This window comes from Variovorax beijingensis (genome assembly GCF_007828835.1).
Classification (GTDB): Bacteria; Pseudomonadota; Gammaproteobacteria; order Burkholderiales; family Burkholderiaceae_C; genus Variovorax; species Variovorax beijingensis_A.
In genome coordinates this window covers 36,673-52,492 of the sequence record NZ_VIVL01000003.1, presented here as the reverse complement: position 1 = coordinate 52,492, position 15,820 = coordinate 36,673, and the positions used below count along the sequence as shown (strand labels likewise).

Sequence of the window (15,820 nt, the reverse complement as noted above, 5' to 3'; positions counted from 1 at the left end):
GCCGCGTATGGAAACAAAGTGGCTCGAAGACTTCATCAGTTTGGCGGAAACGCGCAGCTTCAGCCGCTCGGCCCAGTTGAGGCACGTGACCCAGCCCGCGTTCTCGCGCCGCATCCAGGCGCTCGAAGGCTGGGCCGGCACCGACCTGGTCGACCGCAGTTCCTACCCCACGCGCCTCACGCCTGCGGGCCAGACGCTCTACAGCCAGGCCATCGAGATGCTGCAGTCGCTGCAGAGCACCCGCGCCATGCTGCGCGGCCACTCGGCCGCCGGGCAGGACGTGATCGAGATCGCGGTGCCGCACACGCTGGCCTTCACCTTCTTTCCTTCGTGGGTGACCAGCCTGCGCGAGCACTTCGGCCCCATCAAGAGCCGGCTCATCGCGCTCAACGTGCATGACGCCGTGCTGCGCCTGGTCGAGGGCAGCTGCGACCTGCTGATCGCCTACCACCATCCGTCCCAGCCGCTGCAGCTGGACGCCAACAAGTACGAGATGGTCAGTCTGGGCGAGGAAACCGTGGCGCCCTGGGTCAAGGCCGATGCCGACGGCGCGCCGCGCTTCCGGCTGCCCGGCCGGCCCGGCCAGCCGCTGCCCTACCTGGGCTATGCGCCCGGCGCCTACCTGGGGCGGGTGGTCGACCAGCTGCTGAAGGAGTCGGGCACCGCCATCCACCTCGACCGGGTCTATGAAACCGACATGGCCGAGGGACTGAAAGTCATGGCGCTCGAAGGCCACGGCATCGCCTTTCTGCCGCAGAGCGCGGTGCGCAAGGAGATCAAGACGCGCAAGCTCGTGAGCGCGCTGCCGCCCGAGATCGACAGCCTGGAGGCGACGATGGAGATCCGCGCCTACCGCGAGCGGCCCGGCGCGCCCGCGCCGGTGAAGACCGGCACAGGCCGCGCCGCGAAGGCTTCGGCCTCCGAGGGCCTGCAGCCCAAGCGCACGGCCGATGCGCTATGGTCGTATCTGGTTGGCGCCCAGCCCGGACGCTGACATCCATCGATTGACGCGCGGAATTTGTGCGCTGCACAATCTATAAATGCAGCGCATAACACTCCCCGCAAACGGCATTGGCGCCGCGGGCCGGGCGGCACTACAGTCGCGGCAGTTTTTTGCCGCTGTCACACAGCAATCTTTACGGCACGCGCCATCCGCGTGCTTTTTTTTAGCCGAGGAACCTGTATGAGCCCCAATTTCAGGACCGAACACGACTTTCTCGGCGAGAAGCAGATTCCTGCCATTGCCTACTGGGGCGTGCACACGGCGCGCGCGGTCGAGAACTTCGCCATCTCCGGCACCCGGGTGTCGGCCATGCCCGACCTGGTGCGCGCGCTGGCCTTCGTGAAGAAGGCCGCCACCCGCGCCAATGCCGACCTCGGCGCCATCGACCGCGAGCGCGCAGCCGCCATCATCCTGGCCTGCGAGGACCTCATCGAGGGCAAGCTGCTCGACGAATTCGTGGTCGACGTGATCCAGGGCGGCGCCGGCACCTCCACCAACATGAATGCCAACGAGGTGATCTGCAACCTCGCGCTCGAGAAGCTCGGCCATGAAAAGGGCCGCTACGACGTTCTGCATCCCAACGACCACGTCAACGCCTCGCAGAGCACCAACGACGTCTACCCGACGGCGGTGCGGCTGGCGCTGTGGTTCGCCATCGACAAGCTGCTCGAATCCATGGCCGAGCTGCGCCGGAGCTTCGAGGCCAAGGCGCTCGAGTTCAAGGACATCCTGAAGATCGGCCGCACCCAGCTGCAGGACGCCGTGCCCATGACGCTGGGCCAGGAGTTCCTGACCTACGCCATCATGATCGGCGAGGACGAGGCCCGCCTGGGCGAGGCGCGCGCGCTCATCGAGGAAATCAACCTGGGCGCGACCGCCATCGGCACCGGCATCAACGCGCCGCACGGCTACGCCAACCTGGCCTGCCAGTACCTGGCCGAGCAGACCGGCGTGCCGCTCAAGCAGTCGGCCAACCTCATTGAGGCCACGCAGGACACCGGCGCCTTCGTGCAGCTGTCGGGCGTGCTCAAGCGCGTGGCCACCAAGCTCAGCAAGACCTGCAACGACCTGCGCCTGCTCTCCAGCGGTCCGCAGGCCGGCTTCGGCGAGATCCGGCTGCCCGCGCGCCAGGCCGGCTCGTCGATCATGCCGGGCAAGGTGAACCCGGTGATCCCGGAAGTCATGAACCAGGTGGCCTTCGAGGTCATCGGCAACGACATCACCGTGACCATGGCGTCCGAGGCCGGCCAGCTGCAGCTCAACGCCTTCGAGCCGATCATGGGCTGGAGCCTGTTCAAGAGCATCAAGCACCTGGGCAATGCCTGCACGACGCTGCGGCAGAACTGCGTCGACGGCATCGAGGCAAACCGCGAATTCCTGGCCAAGCGGGTGCGCGAATCGGTCACGCTGGTCACAGCGCTCAATCCGCTGATCGGCTACGAGAAGGCGGCGCTGATCGCAAAAACCGCGCTGGCCACCGGCGGGCCCATCGACCTGGTGGCCGAATCGCTCGGCATCATGACGCGCGCCGAGATGGAGGCGCTGCTCGTGCCCGAGAACCTGACCCAGCCCGTGCGCCTGTCCGCGCCGGTGCCGGCGGCTGCCGAGCCCTCGGGCACAAAGGCTGCTTAGTGAAAGTCGGACAATGCCAATGGGTCCACCTGCACCACGACGGCGCTTCGATGCGCGTGGTCGGTGCTGTCGCCATCGAGAATGCACCGGGTTGGTCCGGGTATTCCCCATGACGTGAATGTCTAGAATTTCGTTGTATCTGTATCTTCCAGTCACCTCAGGAGTTTTCCGTATGAACAAGCAAGTATTGGCATTGGCAATCGCAGCCCTGGCTGCCGGCGGCGCCTTTGCACAGGCCAATGACACCCTGGCCAAGATCAAGGCCTCGGGCGCTATCACCGAAGGCGTGCGGGAATCCTCCGGTCTGTCGTACACGCTGGGCAATGGCCAGTACACCGGCTTCCACTACGACGTGTGCGCGAACATCATCAAGGACATCCAGAAGCACCTGGGCCTTGCCAAGCTGGAAACCAAGTACCAGCCCGTGACCTCGCAGAACCGCGTGCCCCTGGTGCAGAACGGCACCGTCGACCTCGAGTGCGGCTCCACCACCAACAACGCCACGCGCCAGAAGGACGTTTCCTTCGCGGTGACCACCTACGTGGAAGAAGTGCGCATCGCGGTCAAGGCCAACTCGGGCATCACCTCCATCAAGGACCTCAACGGCAAGACCGTGGCCACCACCACCGGCACCACCTCGGTGCAGACCCTGCGCAAGAACGAGCGCGCCGGCGGCATCGACTTCAAGGAACTCTATGGCAAGGACCACTCCGACAGCTTCCTGCTGCTCGAATCGGGCCGCGCCGACGCCTTCGTGATGGACGGCTCCATCCTGGCGTCGAACATCGCCAAGTCGAAGTCGCCCGCCGACTACAAGATCGTCGGCGAGGTGCTCAGCGTCGAGCCCATCGCCATCATGATCCGCAAGGACGACCCCGCCTTCAAGAAGGTGGTGGACGACAGCATCAAGGCGCAGATCAAGAACGGCGACCTCGCCAAGCTCTGGGACAAGTGGTTCCTGAAGCCGATTCCGCCGTCGAACGTCACGGTGAACCTGCCGCTGTCCGAAGCCACGAAGGCGGCCTGGGCCAACCCGAACGACAAGCCGATGGAAGACTACGCGGCCAAGAAGTAAGCACGGCAAGGTCATCTGCGCAACGCCCGCCGCCCCCGGCGGGCGTTTGTTTTCGCAAATGCGGCGCGCGGGCACGGCCTTAGCTAGCCAGCAGTCTGGAAATCTGAAAAAAGGAGAGTCCCCGATGGGATCAAACTGGGATTGGCAGGTCTTCTTGCAAGACCCGGGCGGGAAGTTCCCGACCTACTGGCAGTGGATGCTGTCCGCATGGGGCTGGACCGTGTCCGTGGCCCTGCTGGCACTGATCGTCGCGCTGGTGCTGGGTTCGCTCATCGGCATCATCCGCACCTTGCCCGACAGCCCGTGGCTCGTGCGCTTCGGCAATGCCTGGGTCGAGCTGTTCCGCAACATTCCGCTGCTGGTGCAGATCTTCCTCTGGTACCACGTGATCCCGGCGCTGGTGCCGGTCATGAAGGGCGTGCCCAGCTTCGTGCTGGTGGTGCTGGCGCTGGGCTTCTTCACCTCGGCGCGCATCGCCGAACAGGTGCGCTCGGGCATCCAGGCGCTGCCCAAGGGCCAGCGCTACGCGGGCATGGCGGTGGGCTTCACCACGCCGCAGTACTACCGCTACGTCATTTTGCCCATGGCCTACCGCATCATCATTCCGCCGCTCACCAGCGAGACGATGAACATCTTCAAGAACTCGTCGGTGGCGTTTGCCGTGTCGGTGACCGAGCTCACGATGTTCGCGATGCAGGCGCAGGAAGAAACCTCGCGCGGCATCGAGGTGTACCTGGCGGTGACGGGGCTCTACGTGATCTCGGCCTTTGCGATCAACCGCATCATGGCCTTCATCGAGAAGAAGACGCGCGTGCCGGGCTTCATCGTCTCGGCCAGCGGCGGCGGGGGACACTGACATGATGAATCTCGACCTGTCGTTCTACAACTGGGACGTCATCAGCAACTTCGTCGTCAAGGGCTTCTACTTCAGCATCATGCTGACGATCGTCGCCACCATCGGCGGCGTGCTCTTCGGCACCGTGCTGGCGCTCATGCGGTTGTCGGGCAAGAAGTGGCTCGACGCGCCCGCCGCCATCTACGTCAACGGCATGCGCAGCATTCCGCTGGTGATGGTGATCCTGTGGTTCTTCCTGCTGGTGCCGGCCTCGTTCTACGCGGCCTTCGGCTCCGTCGGCTCGAACTACCGCTCGGAAATCTCGGCCGTGATCACCTTCATCGCGTTCGAGGCCGCCTATTTCAGCGAGATCATGCGCGCCGGCATCCAGTCGATTCCGCGCGGCCAGGTGTATGCGGGCCAGGCGGTCGGCATGACCTACGGCCAGAACATGCGCCTCGTGGTGCTGCCGCAGGCCTTCCGCAACATGCTGCCGGTGCTGCTCACGCAGACCATCATCCTGTTCCAGGACACCTCGCTGGTCTATGCCATCGGCGCCTACGACATGCTCAAGGGCTTCGAGACCGCGGGCAAGAACTTCGGCCGCCCGATCGAGGCCTACCTGCTCGCGGCCGTGGTTTACTTCATCATGTGCTATGCCTTGTCGTGGCTCGTCAAGCGCCTCCACAAGAAGATTGCCATCATTCGCTGATCGAGTGGCTGAACCGGAGAGAAAGAAATGTCCGAAAAAATGATTGAAATCAAGAACGTCTCGAAGTGGTATGGCCCGGTGCAGGTGCTCAACGATTGTTCGGTGAGCATCTCCAAGGGCGACGTGGTGGTGGTGTGCGGGCCCTCGGGCTCGGGCAAGTCCACCCTCATCAAGACCGTGAACGCGCTCGAGCCCTTCCAGAAGGGCGAGATCACCGTCAACGGCATTCCGCTGCACGACCCCAAGACCAACCTGCCCAAGCTGCGTTCCAAGGTCGGCATGGTGTTCCAGCACTTCGAGCTGTTCCCTCACCTGTCGGTCACCGAGAACCTCACGATCGCGCAGATCAAGGTGCTCGGCCGCAGCCCCGACGAAGCCAAGGCCCGCGGCCTCAAGATGCTCGACCGCGTGGGCCTGATGGCGCACAAGGACAAGTTCCCGGGCCAGCTCTCGGGCGGCCAGCAGCAGCGCGTGGCCATTGCCCGTGCGCTCAGCATGGACCCGATCGTGATGCTGTTCGACGAGCCCACCTCGGCGCTCGACCCCGAAATGGTCGGCGAAGTGCTCGACGTGATGGTGAGCCTGGCCAAGGACGGCATGACCATGATGGTGGTCACGCACGAAATGGCTTTTGCCCGCAAGGTGGCGAGCCGCGTGATCTTCATCGACGTGGGCGGCAAGATCCTGGAAGACTGCCCGAAGGACGAGTTCTTCAGCCATCCGGAGAACCGCCAGCCGCGCACCAAGGACTTCTTGAACAAGATCCTGCAGCACTGATCCGCTGCGGCGCAAGGACAAGAGCCACGCTGTTTTGCAGCGTGGCTTTTTTATTGCCTACGGCAGCCGTGCGATGTGCTCCGTCAGCAGGTCGAAGAAGCCCTGCGCATCGCCATCGGCGATCCAGTTCACATTGGGCGTGCGATGCAGGCTGCCGTGCCAGTCGGCCGCCGTCTGGCCAAAGCCCATGCCCTCGCGGCTGTCGATCTCGACGTGGATGCGCCTGCCCTTGAAGAGCGAAGGCCGCAGCAGGTAGGCCGTGACGGTCGCGTCATGCACCGGCCCGCCGGGCATGCCGTAGTGCTGCATTTCCTGCGGCGCGTAGGCGTCCAGGATGTCGGCGACGATGGCGCCGGCCCGGTTGCCGAGGCCGCGCAGCCGCGCGATGCGCTCGTCGCTCGTGAGGATCTTGTGCGTGACGTCGAGCGGCAGCATGGTGATTGGCACGCCGCACTTCAGCACGGCCTCGGCCGCATGCGGATCCGCAAACACGTTGAACTCCGCCGTGGGCGTGATGTTGCCGCCGTTGAAGTGCGCGCCGGCCATGAGCACCAGTTCGCGCAGGCCGCGCGCGATGTCGGGCGCTTGTTCAAGGGCCAGCGCCAGGTTCGTCTGCGGCCCGAGCATCGCGAGCGTGATGCTCTTTTCGGGCGCGGCGCGCAGCGTGCGGACCAGGTAGTCGACCGCATGGCCTTCGGCCAGCGGTGCGGCGGGCTCGTGCACCTTCACGCCGGTGATGCCTTCGCGGCCATGGATGTTGGCCGCGTAGATCGGCGTGCGCCGCAGCGGCCGTTCGGCGCCCGCATACACCGGAATCTCCGGCCGGCCGGCCCATTCGCAGGCGAGCCGCGCGTTGCGCGAGGTCTTGGCCAGCGGCACGTTGCCGGCCACCGTGGTCAGCGCCTGGACCGCGAGCGATTCGGGCGCCGCCAAAGCGAACAGCAGCGCGATCACGTCGTCCGCGCCGGGGTCCGTGTCGATGATCAGGGTGTGCATGGCCGCATTGTCGCGGCCCCCGCCCCGGTCCACGGGGACGCGGGCTTTACTTCTGGCGCGCCGCGATGGCTTTCTCGGCCTTGGCCACGAGGTCCGCGCCCACGGTCGACTTCCACTTGTCGTACACCGGCCGCGTGGCCTTCACGAAGGCGTCGCGCTCGGCGGGCGTGAGTTGGGTCACGGTGACGCCCATGGCGGCAATGTCCTTGAGCACCGGCTTGTCGGCTTCCACCAGGCCCTTGCGCGCGAGCGCGATTTCCTGCTTGCCGGCGTCGACGGCGGCCTGGCGCACGATGGCCTGGTCGGCCGGCGTCCACGAGGCCCAGATCTCCTTGTTGACCACGAACACCAGCGGGTCGGCCACATAGCCCCAGGTGGTCACGAATTTCTGGCCCACGGTGTGCATCTTGAGCACGGTGAACAGGAACAGCGGGTTCTCCTGGCCATCCACGGCGCCGCTGGCGAGCGCGGGCTGCGCGTCGGCCCAGCTCATTTGCGTGGGATTGGCGCCGAGCGCGGTGAACATGTCGGAATAGATCGGCGAGCCGACCACGCGGATCTTCATGCCCTTCAGGTCGGCCGGCGACTTGATCGGCTTCTTCGAGTTGGTGATCTCGCGGTAGCCGTTCTCGCCCCAGGCGAGCGGCACCACGCCGGCCTTGTCGAGGGTCTTGAACATGTCCTTGCCGACCTCGCCCTGGGTGAGCGCGTCGATGGCCGCGTAGTCGGGCATCAGGAAGGGCATGGAGAACAGGTTGAGCTGCTTGACCTGCGGCGACCAGTTGATGGTCGAGCCCACGGCCATGTCGATCACGCCCTGGCGCAGCGCGCTGAACTCGCGCGTCTGGTCGCCCTGGATGAGCGACACACCGGGGTACAGCTTGATGTTGATCCGGCCCTGGGTGCGCTCCTTCACGAGGTCGGCCCAGATCTTCCCGGCCTGGCCCCAGGGCGTCGGCGGGCCGAGCACCAGCGACATCTTGTACTCGGGCTTGTAGGCGGCCTGCGCCATGGCGCCGGTCGAGAACAGGCCCAGGGCGGTGGCTGCGGCGGCAAGGCCGAGCAGGGTGCGGCGGAATTTCATGAGAGGTCTCCTTGTTTTCTGAACACAACTAAGCGATGGATGTTTTCGGGAACGGTACTGGGCTGGAGGTGTTCTTGGCGGTGTTGTTCAGGGCGCGTGCACAGGCCACCGGGTACTCCCCTCCGCGAATGTCCCCCGGCCTGCGGCCTCCTCCTTGATTCGCTGCGGGGAGCACCCGATGCCCTGTGCACAGTGGACGCGGCTCTGGTGCTGGCCGATCAACGACCGCTCTGACCAACGATCACGTCGATGGGGTGCCTTGCGCAGCGAAATCAAGGAGGAGCCCGAAGGGCGGGGGACATTCGCGGAGCAAGGCACCCCGTCGGCGTGATCGCACCCTGAACAAAGCATCCAAACGCACCGCCCCATTTCAGTACCCCAGCTTCCTCGGAAGCCACAAGGCAAGTTCCGGGAACGCGATCACCAGCACCATCACCACGAACATCGAGAACAGCATCCAGCCGACCCACTGCACGGTCTCTTCCATGCGCACCTTGGCGATGCGGCACGACACCATCAGGTTGACCGCGAGCGGCGGCGTGAACTGGCCGAGCGCCACCTTGAGCGTGAGGATCACGCCGAACCACACCGGGTCCCATTTGTAGTACTGCACGATCGGCAGCAGCAGCGGCACGAAGATCAGGAAGATCGATACGCCGTCCAGGAACATGCCGACCGTGATGAGCAGCAGGATCAACAGCGCCAGGATGCCGTATTCGCCCAGGCCCGAATTCACGATGGCGCGCGTCACCGGGTCGATGATGCCGAGCGTCGAGAGCGAGTACGCGAAGATGCCCGCGAGCGACACCACCAGCAAAATCACCGCCGAGAGCTCGCCCGATTCGCGCAGGATGACGAACAGGTCGCGCACCTTGATGGTCCGGTGCACGCACATGCCCACGAACAGGCCGTAGAACACCGCCACCACCGCGGCTTCGGTGGGCGTGAACCAGCCCGCGCGCATGCCGCCCAGGATCAGCACCGGCGCCGCCAGGCCCCAGCTTGCATCGCGAAAACTCTTCCAGAACGGCGGGCGCGGCAGCGTCGCTTCGAGCGCGCCCATCTTGTGCTGGCGGGCCAGCAGCACGGCCGGGATCATCAGCGCCAGGCCGGCCATCACGCCCGGAACCATGCCGGCCGCAAAGAGCGCCGGCACCGAGGCGCCGGGCACCAGCACCGAGTACACGATGAACGCGACCGAAGGCGGAATCAGGATGTCGGTGGCCGCCGCGGCGCCCACCACGCTGGCCGAGAAGGCGGCCGGGTAGCCCGCGCGCGACATGGCCGCGATCATCACCGCGCCCACGGCGGCGGCATTGGCCGGGCCCGAGCCCGAGATGCCGCCGAGGAACATCGCCACCGCAATGGCCACCAGCGGCAGCATGCCGGGCCCGCGCCCGACGATGGCGACCGCAAAGTTCACGAGCCGCAGCGCCACGCCCGAGCGGTCGAAGATGGAGCCCACCAGCACGAACATCGGAATGGCCAGCAGCGGGTACTTGCCGAGGCCGGCATAGAAGTTCTGCGGCACGGCCAAGAGGCCGAACCACTGGGCGTCGCTGTTGGCGAGCGCGATGCAGGCGGCGCCCGCCAGGCCCAGCGCGGCGCCGATGGGCACGCCCACCAGCATCATCGCGACGAAGGCGACGAAGAGCAGGGTGGGGATCACGATGCGTCGCCCTTGCCGCCCGGGTTCTTCGTGTCGCTGCGGTATTCCTTGCGGCCGCGGCGGACCATGAGGCCCACCGCGCGCAGCGCGATGGCGAACGACACGACCGGCAGCCAGATCGAATACCACCAGGCCGGCAGGCCGATGCCCGGCGTGGTCTCGTCGAAGCGGTAGTCGTCCCACACCATGCGGATGCTGAGCGCGCCGATCAGCGTGAACAGGATGGCGATCATGAGCGCGCCGAACTGCGCGAGCCGCTTGCGCCGCGCCATCGAGCCGCTTTCGGAAAAGTATTCGATGCGGATGTGACGGTCGCGCGCCACCGCGGCCGAGCCGGCCACCAGCGCCAGCATGATCATCAGGAAGACCGAGAACTCTTCGGTCCATGCGAACGAAGAGTCGGTGAAGTAGCGCACCAGCACGTTGGCAAAGGTGATGAGCGCCAGCGCGCCCATGATGATGACGGTGAGCCAGTCCTCGATGGCGAGCGGCACCCGGGTGGGCTCGTCGGCGGCTTCGATGTCTGGGGGAAGGGGGCTGGCGGCGTCCAGCAGGGGGCCGGACTCGTTGGGAGTGGTCATCGAGAGGGAGGGGGAAAGCAGCTATGGATGGTAACGATCCATGTCCATTCGTTCATCGGGGTTTTCCTAAGCTGCGGCCCCGCTCCGCTCTCCTCCGGCCCTCCCGGAACGGGCTACTCGAGCTTGGCGCCCGACTCCTTGATCAGGCGCTCCCAGACCGGGCTTTCCTTCTTGTACACGGCGGCAAAAGCCTCGGGCGAACTCTCCTTCAGGTCGAAGCCCATCGCCGCCACGCGCGCCTGCACGTCGGGCTGGCGCGTGGCCTTGCCCACCTCTTCGGCAATGCGCTGCACGATCGGCTTGGGCGTGCCGGCCGGCATGGCAATCGCGAGCCAGCCGGCCACGCGGTAGGCCTCGTCGTCCAGGCCCTGCTCGGCCAGCGTGGGCACGCTGGGGAGCGTGGCCATGCGGCGCTCGCCGCTCACGCCGATGGCCTTGAGCTTGCCGGCCTCGATGTGCGGCTTGGCCACCAGCGCGCTGGCAAAGGCCATCTGGATCTGGCCGCCGATCAGGTCCTGCAGCATCGGCGCCTCGCCCTTGTAGGCGACGTGGTTCATCTCGGCCTTCTGCGTGAGGCTCATGTGCGCGCCGGCCAGGTGCGGGTAGGCGCCCACGCCGTACGAACCGTAGGCCACCTTGCCCTTGTTGGCGGCCACGTATTTCAGGAGCTCGGGCCCGCTCTTCACGGGCACGCTGGGGTGCACCACCAGCACCAGCGGCGCGGTGGCGATCTGGTAGACCAGCGTGAGGTCGCGCTGCGTGTCGTAGGGCAGCTTCTGGTAGAGGAACTGGTTGGTGAGCAGCGAGTTGCTCAGCGCCAGCACCAGGGTGTAGCCGTCGGCCGGCGCCTTGGCCACCGCGTCGGTGCCGATGATGCCGGCGGCGCCGGGCTTGTTGTCGATGATCACGGGCTGGCCCAGGCCCGCCGCCATCTTCTCGCCGATCACGCGAGCCAGCACGTCGGTGGCGCCGCCCGCGGCAAAGGGCACCACCATGCGGATCGGCTTGCTCGGATAGGCCTGCGCCCAGGCGGCCGTGGAAGTGGCCGCGATCGCGAGCGAGGCGATGCCGCAGTGCAGGGCGCGGCGGGTGATCCCGCGCATGGTGGTGGTGAAAGTTGCGCTCATGTTCGATGTCTCCGGCTGTCGTTGTTGTCTGTCGAAAAAAAGAAGCGGGGCGCGCGGCTATTCGGCCAATACCTGGGTCTTGAAGGGAAGCGCCTCGAGCGCCGTGCGGATTCGCGCCTGCAGCGGCGCCGCGAGCGCGCCCGCGGCCGCGGCATCGATGCGCACCTGCACCAGGCTGTCGCCCTCGCTGCGCACGCGCGGCCGGGCGGCCGGCGCCACGCCGAGCTCGCTGCAGACCTGCGCCACCGCGTCTGCCACCACGCGGCTGGCGGCCATGGCGCGCAGCTCGGGCTTGTAGATCTTGCCGACGTTGGTCATCGGCATCTGCTCGATGACGGTCACCGAGCGGGGCCTGGCGGGCGCCTCGTCGACGCGGGCGGCGGTGAAGGCCAGCAGTTCGTCCTCGGTGGCCGAGGCGCCGGGCACCAGCGTGGCGAAGACCACCGGCAGCTCGCCCGCATAGGCATCGGGCGCACCCACCGCGGCGCACAGCTGCACCGCGGGATGCGCGCCCAGCGCGTCCTCGATCACCTTCGGGTCGATGTTGTGGCCGCTGCGGATGATCAGGTCCTTCGAGCGGCCGCTGAGGTTGAGCCTGCCCTCGCCGTCGATCCAGCCCAGGTCGCCGGTGGCGAGCCAGCCGTCGGCCGTGAAGGCCTTGGCGTTGTCGGCCGGATCGACGAAGCCCGAGAACAGGTTGGGCGACTTGAACAGCACCATGCCCTGCTCGCCGGGCGGCAGCTCGCGGTCGCTGGCGTTGCCGTTCTCGTCGAGCGCCACGATGCGCATCCGCATGTAGGGCAGCGCAAAGCCGACGCAGCCCGCGGGCCCGTCCACGCCCGGCGGCGTGATGGTCGAGATGCCGGCCATCTCGGTCATGCCCAGGCTCTCGTGCACATGCAGGCCGAACAGGCGCTCGAAGCGCGCGGCCAGCTCCGGCGAGAGCACGGCGGCGCCCGTGCGGCAGTAGCCGATCGAGGAGATGTCGGCGCCGTCCAGCGGCACGTTCGCCAGCGCCGCCAGCACCGTGGGCACGGCCGAGAGCGAGGTCGGGCGGTACTTCTCGACCAGCTTCCAGTAGTTGGCGAGCACCTCCTTGTTGCGCAGCAGCGAGGTGGTCGGAATGATCACTTCCATGCCCGCGGAGAGCGAGGCCAGCGAGGCCGGCAGCACGCCCGCCACATGGAACAGCGGATAGCCGTTGATCGAGATGCCCTCTTCGTTCATGCCCGCGACCTGCACGCTGGCCCAGGCCGTGAACGCCTGCGCGCCGTGGCTGTGGCGCGCGAGCTTCGGCGCGCCGGTGGTGCCGCCGGTGTGGAAGTAGGCGGCGATGTCGGCCGGCGCGATGTCGCGGCCGCTCACGAGGCGGTCGGCCGGCTGTGCCGAACGCAGCACGTCGAAGTCGGCCACGCCTTCAGGCAAGGGACCTGCTCCGCCCGGCGCTTCGTCATGCGGCGCCACGCGCAGCACGGTCGCGAGCGTCGGTACCTGGCTGCGCAGGCGCATCGCCTTCGACCACATGCCCGATTCGCCGTCCGAACCGTAGGCGACCAGCACCTTGGCGCGGCCGGCGGTCATCAGCGCCACCAGCTTCTCGTCGGTCAGCAGCGGGTTGAGCGGCTGCACGATGCCGGCCGCCTCCCCGCCCCAGAGCGCGAGGTGGTATTCGAGGCAGCCCGGCAGCAGCACCGCCACCGCATCCTGCGGGCCCACGCCCAGGGCGTGCAGCATGTTCGCGGTCTGGTGGATGCGCGCCAGCAGTTCGGCGTACGACCAGCGTATCGGCGCGTCGGCCGGGTTGCCGGTGCGCAGGAAGGTCAGCGCGGTCTTGCCGCCGAAGGCCGCGCCCGCGTTGCGGAAGATCTCGTAGGTGCTGCGGACCGTCAGCGCCTCTTCGAGCGGGGTCTCCTCGAGCTTGCGGATGTCGGCAAGGCTGCGGACCGGGAGCGTCGGGCGGAAGGGTGCGCCGGCCGCGTTCGTCTTGTTGCTGTCTGCCATGGCGTGTCTCCTGGATATTGTTGTGTTGCCGGCCGCGCGCAAAAGCGCTGTTCTACTGGTTCGTGATCTTGTTGTCGCGGATGACCTTGCCCCAGCGCTCGAAATCCTGGCGCATGCGCGTGCCCGTCTGCTCCGGCGTGCCGTAGGCCGCGAAGGAACCGACGCCCTCGAGCTTGTCCTGCACTTCCTTGTCGGCGAGCGCGGCCTTGAGCTCGGCGCTCATGCGATCGACCACGTCCTTGGGCGTGCCCGCCGGTGCCAGCAGGCCGCCCCACGAGGTCGCATCGAAGCCCGGGAAGCCCTGCTCGGCGACCGTCTTCACATCGGGCAGCAGGCTCACGCGCTTGCCCGAGCCGACCGCGATGGCGCGCAGCGTGCCCGAGCGGATGTGCGGCATCACCGCCACCAGGTCCGAGAACATCGCAGGCACCTGCCCGCCGATCAGGTCGGTCACCGCCGGTGCGCTGCCGCGGTAGGGCACGTGCTGCATCTCGAACTTGCCGATGTTCTTGAGCTGCTCGGTCGTCAGGTGGCCGAAGCTGCCCGCGCCGGCGGTCGTGTAGTTGAGCTTGCCGCCCTCGGCCTTGGCCTTGGCGATCAGGTCCTGCAGGCCGTTCACGCCGGGCAGTACCTTCGGGTTGACCACCATCACGATCGGCAGGTCGTACACCGTGCCCACGGGCGTGAAGCTCTTGAAGATGTCGTAGGGCGTCTGGCCGTACAGGTGCGCGGCCAGCAGCGTGGGCGTGGCCAGCATCACGAAGGTGTAGCCGTCGGGTGCGGCCTTGGCGGCCACCGCTGCGCCGATGGTGCCCGAGGCGCCGCTGCGGTTGTCGATCAGGATGTTCTGCTTCAGGCCCTGCGACATCTTCTGCGCCACGATGCGCGTGGCGACGTCGGTCGGTCCGCCGGGCGGAAAGGGCACGATGACGGTGATCGGCTTGGCCGGCCAGGCCTGCGCGAAGGCAGCGCCGGCGACGAGCGGAAGGGCGAGTGCGAGAAGGGCGCGGCGAAGGGGACTGCGGGGGGAGGAAAGGGATGCCATTGGGTCTTGTCTACTTTGGAAATGCGGGCGCCTGTCTTGTTCAGACGACACCACTTGTCTTCAATGCCGCCAGCTTCTCGTCCGACAGGCCGAGCAGGGACTGCAGCACCTCGTGCGTGCCTTCGCCCAGTTGCGGCGGCGCGCTGCGCACGGGCAGGCGCTCGCCGTCGAAGCGGTAGGGCGGCGCCAGCACGTTGACCTTGCCGGCCACCGGATGCGGCTGCTCAGTGACGAGGCCGGCATCGGTCGCGCGCCTGGAGTTGAGCGCTTCGAGCAGGCCCAGCACTTCGCCGCAGGGAATGCCCGAGGCGCTGAGCTTGGCCAGCAGGTCGGCGCGCGGGCGCCTGGCGAGCTCGGCGTGCAGCTCGGGCAGCAGCACCGCGCGGTTCGCCGAGCGCAGGATGTTGGTCTTGAAGCGCTCGTCGGCCGCAAGGTCGGGCCGCTCGATCACCTCGGTGCAGAAGCGTGCGAACTGGGCGTTGTTGCCCACCGTGATGACCAGCGGGCCGTCGGCCGCATCGAACACGCCGTAGGGCACGATCGAAGGATGCGAGTTGCCGTAGCGCGGCGGGTCTTCGCCCATCAGCAGCGCTTCGAGGCCGTAGTAGGCGGTGATCATCAGGCCGCAGTCGAACAGGGCCATCTCCACATGGCGCCCCTTGCCGGTCTTCTCGCGCTGGTAGAGCGCCGCGAGCACGGCCTGCGCCGAGTACATGCCGGTGAACAGGTCGACCATGGCCACGCCGAACTTCAGCGGCGGCTGGCTGGCCTCGCCGTTGAGCGCCATCAGGCCGGCCTCGCCCTGCACCACGAGGTCGTAGCCCGGGCGCGCGGCCTCGGGGCCGGTGCGGTCATAGCCCGAGATCGAGCAGTAGATGAGGCCCGGATGCTCCTTGCTGAGCTGCTCGTAGCCCAGGCCCAGCTTGTCGATGCCGCCGAACTTGAAGTTCTGGATCACCACGTCGCACTGCTTGGCGAGGTCGCGCGCGATCTGCTGGCCTTCGGGCGTCTGCAGGTCGAGCGTGACCGAGCGCTTGTTGCGGTTCACGCTGTTGAAGTAGGCGGTCTCGGTCTTGCCGACGCGCAGCCCCCAGTCGCGCGTGTCGTCGCCGCGGCCCGGATGCTCGACCTTGATGACCTCGGCGCCCATGTCGGCCAGCACCATGCCGCACCAGGGGCCCGCAAGGATGCGGGACAGATCGAGGACACGCACGCCGGCCAGCGGCAGCGAGGAATTCAGCATGGGCATGAGAGCAGCTCCCTTGAAACGAGAAAGCCCCGCG

The 15,820-nt window shown here is 67.0% G+C and carries 14 protein-coding genes; 6 read left to right on the top strand and 8 right to left on the bottom strand.

Annotation, left to right across the window (positions count from 1 at the left end):
* Positions 1-7 precede the first annotated feature (7 nt).
* The 6 genes from FB547_RS10890 (at position 8) to FB547_RS10865 (ending at position 6,034) form a co-directional block, all read left to right on the top strand.
* Positions 8-994: a LysR substrate-binding domain-containing protein gene (locus tag FB547_RS10890; RefSeq protein WP_145742114.1), complete on the top strand. Its 987-nt coding sequence runs from the start codon at positions 8-10 to the stop codon at positions 992-994.
* A 189-nt stretch (positions 995-1,183) separates the two neighbouring features.
* Entirely contained in the window at positions 1,184-2,635 is a 1,452-nt protein-coding gene (locus FB547_RS10885) for an aspartate ammonia-lyase (RefSeq protein WP_145742113.1), read from the top strand.
* A gap of 172 nt (positions 2,636-2,807) precedes the next feature.
* Positions 2,808-3,710 (top strand): amino acid ABC transporter substrate-binding protein, encoded by a 903-nt coding sequence (locus tag FB547_RS10880; protein WP_145742111.1) that lies wholly within the window; start codon positions 2,808-2,810, stop codon positions 3,708-3,710.
* A 124-nt stretch (positions 3,711-3,834) separates the two neighbouring features.
* A complete protein-coding gene (locus tag FB547_RS10875; RefSeq protein ID WP_145742109.1) occupies positions 3,835-4,566 on the top strand; it encodes an amino acid ABC transporter permease in 732 nt (243 codons plus the stop codon).
* A 1-nt stretch (position 4,567) separates the two neighbouring features.
* Positions 4,568-5,257, top strand: a complete 690-nt coding sequence (locus FB547_RS10870) for an amino acid ABC transporter permease (protein ID WP_145742107.1) — start codon at positions 4,568-4,570, stop codon at positions 5,255-5,257.
* A gap of 39 nt (positions 5,258-5,296) precedes the next feature.
* Positions 5,297-6,034 carry an amino acid ABC transporter ATP-binding protein gene (locus FB547_RS10865; protein ID WP_145742959.1) on the top strand — a complete coding sequence of 246 codons (738 nt, stop codon included), beginning with the start codon at positions 5,297-5,299 and terminating at the stop codon, positions 6,032-6,034.
* Positions 6,035-6,091: 57 nt separating this feature from the next.
* Here FB547_RS10865 and FB547_RS10860 read toward each other — a convergent pair whose 3' ends face one another.
* From FB547_RS10860 to FB547_RS10825, 8 genes are all read right to left on the bottom strand, one after another.
* Entirely contained in the window at positions 6,092-7,030 is a 939-nt protein-coding gene (locus FB547_RS10860) for a nucleoside hydrolase (protein WP_145742105.1), read from the bottom strand.
* Positions 7,031-7,076: 46 nt separating this feature from the next.
* Complete coding sequence (locus tag FB547_RS10855; protein WP_145742103.1) at positions 7,077-8,114, bottom strand: DctP family TRAP transporter solute-binding subunit; 1,038 nt, start codon at positions 8,112-8,114, stop codon at positions 7,077-7,079.
* A gap of 370 nt (positions 8,115-8,484) precedes the next feature.
* The gene (locus FB547_RS10850; protein ID WP_145742101.1) at positions 8,485-9,783 is read right to left on the bottom strand and encodes a TRAP transporter large permease; all 1,299 of its coding nucleotides are present in this window, start codon (positions 9,781-9,783) and stop codon (positions 8,485-8,487) included.
* Positions 9,780-10,364, bottom strand: coding sequence for a TRAP transporter small permease (locus FB547_RS10845; RefSeq protein ID WP_145742099.1), 585 nt, complete (start codon positions 10,362-10,364; stop codon positions 9,780-9,782). The genes FB547_RS10850 and FB547_RS10845 overlap by 4 nt, the downstream gene beginning before the upstream one ends.
* 113 nt (positions 10,365-10,477) lie before the next feature.
* Entirely contained in the window at positions 10,478-11,491 is a 1,014-nt protein-coding gene (locus FB547_RS10840) for a Bug family tripartite tricarboxylate transporter substrate binding protein (protein WP_145742098.1), read from the bottom strand.
* Positions 11,492-11,548: 57 nt separating this feature from the next.
* Complete coding sequence (locus tag FB547_RS10835; RefSeq protein WP_145742096.1) at positions 11,549-13,492, bottom strand: acyl-CoA synthetase; 1,944 nt, start codon at positions 13,490-13,492, stop codon at positions 11,549-11,551.
* A 52-nt stretch (positions 13,493-13,544) separates the two neighbouring features.
* A complete protein-coding gene (locus FB547_RS10830) occupies positions 13,545-14,537 on the bottom strand; it encodes a Bug family tripartite tricarboxylate transporter substrate binding protein (RefSeq protein WP_145742094.1) in 993 nt (330 codons plus the stop codon).
* Between the two features lie 40 nt (positions 14,538-14,577).
* Complete coding sequence (locus FB547_RS10825; protein WP_145742092.1) at positions 14,578-15,786, bottom strand: CaiB/BaiF CoA transferase family protein; 1,209 nt, start codon at positions 15,784-15,786, stop codon at positions 14,578-14,580.
* Positions 15,787-15,820 lie beyond the last annotated feature (34 nt).

Bases quoted from the DNA above. Each gene is read 5' to 3' on its own strand.
- FB547_RS10890 (WP_145742114.1), top strand. From the start codon at position 8: ATGGAAACAAAGTGGCTCGAAGACTTCATCAGTTTGGCGGAAACGCGC.
- FB547_RS10885 (WP_145742113.1), top strand. From the start codon at position 1,184: ATGAGCCCCAATTTCAGGACCGAACACGACTTTCTCGGCGAGAAGCAG.
- FB547_RS10880 (WP_145742111.1), top strand. From the start codon at position 2,808: ATGAACAAGCAAGTATTGGCATTGGCAATCGCAGCCCTGGCTGCCGGC.
- FB547_RS10875 (WP_145742109.1), top strand. From the start codon at position 3,835: ATGGGATCAAACTGGGATTGGCAGGTCTTCTTGCAAGACCCGGGCGGG.
- FB547_RS10870 (WP_145742107.1), top strand. From the start codon at position 4,568: ATGATGAATCTCGACCTGTCGTTCTACAACTGGGACGTCATCAGCAAC.
- FB547_RS10865 (WP_145742959.1), top strand. From the start codon at position 5,297: ATGATTGAAATCAAGAACGTCTCGAAGTGGTATGGCCCGGTGCAGGTG.
- FB547_RS10860 (WP_145742105.1), bottom strand. From the start codon at position 7,030: ATGCACACCCTGATCATCGACACGGACCCCGGCGCGGACGACGTGATC.
- FB547_RS10855 (WP_145742103.1), bottom strand. From the start codon at position 8,114: ATGAAATTCCGCCGCACCCTGCTCGGCCTTGCCGCCGCAGCCACCGCC.
- FB547_RS10845 (WP_145742099.1), bottom strand. From the start codon at position 10,364: ATGACCACTCCCAACGAGTCCGGCCCCCTGCTGGACGCCGCCAGCCCC.
- FB547_RS10840 (WP_145742098.1), bottom strand. From the start codon at position 11,491: ATGAGCGCAACTTTCACCACCACCATGCGCGGGATCACCCGCCGCGCC.
- FB547_RS10835 (WP_145742096.1), bottom strand. From the start codon at position 13,492: ATGGCAGACAGCAACAAGACGAACGCGGCCGGCGCACCCTTCCGCCCG.
- FB547_RS10830 (WP_145742094.1), bottom strand. From the start codon at position 14,537: ATGGCATCCCTTTCCTCCCCCCGCAGTCCCCTTCGCCGCGCCCTTCTC.
- FB547_RS10825 (WP_145742092.1), bottom strand. From the start codon at position 15,786: ATGCCCATGCTGAATTCCTCGCTGCCGCTGGCCGGCGTGCGTGTCCTC.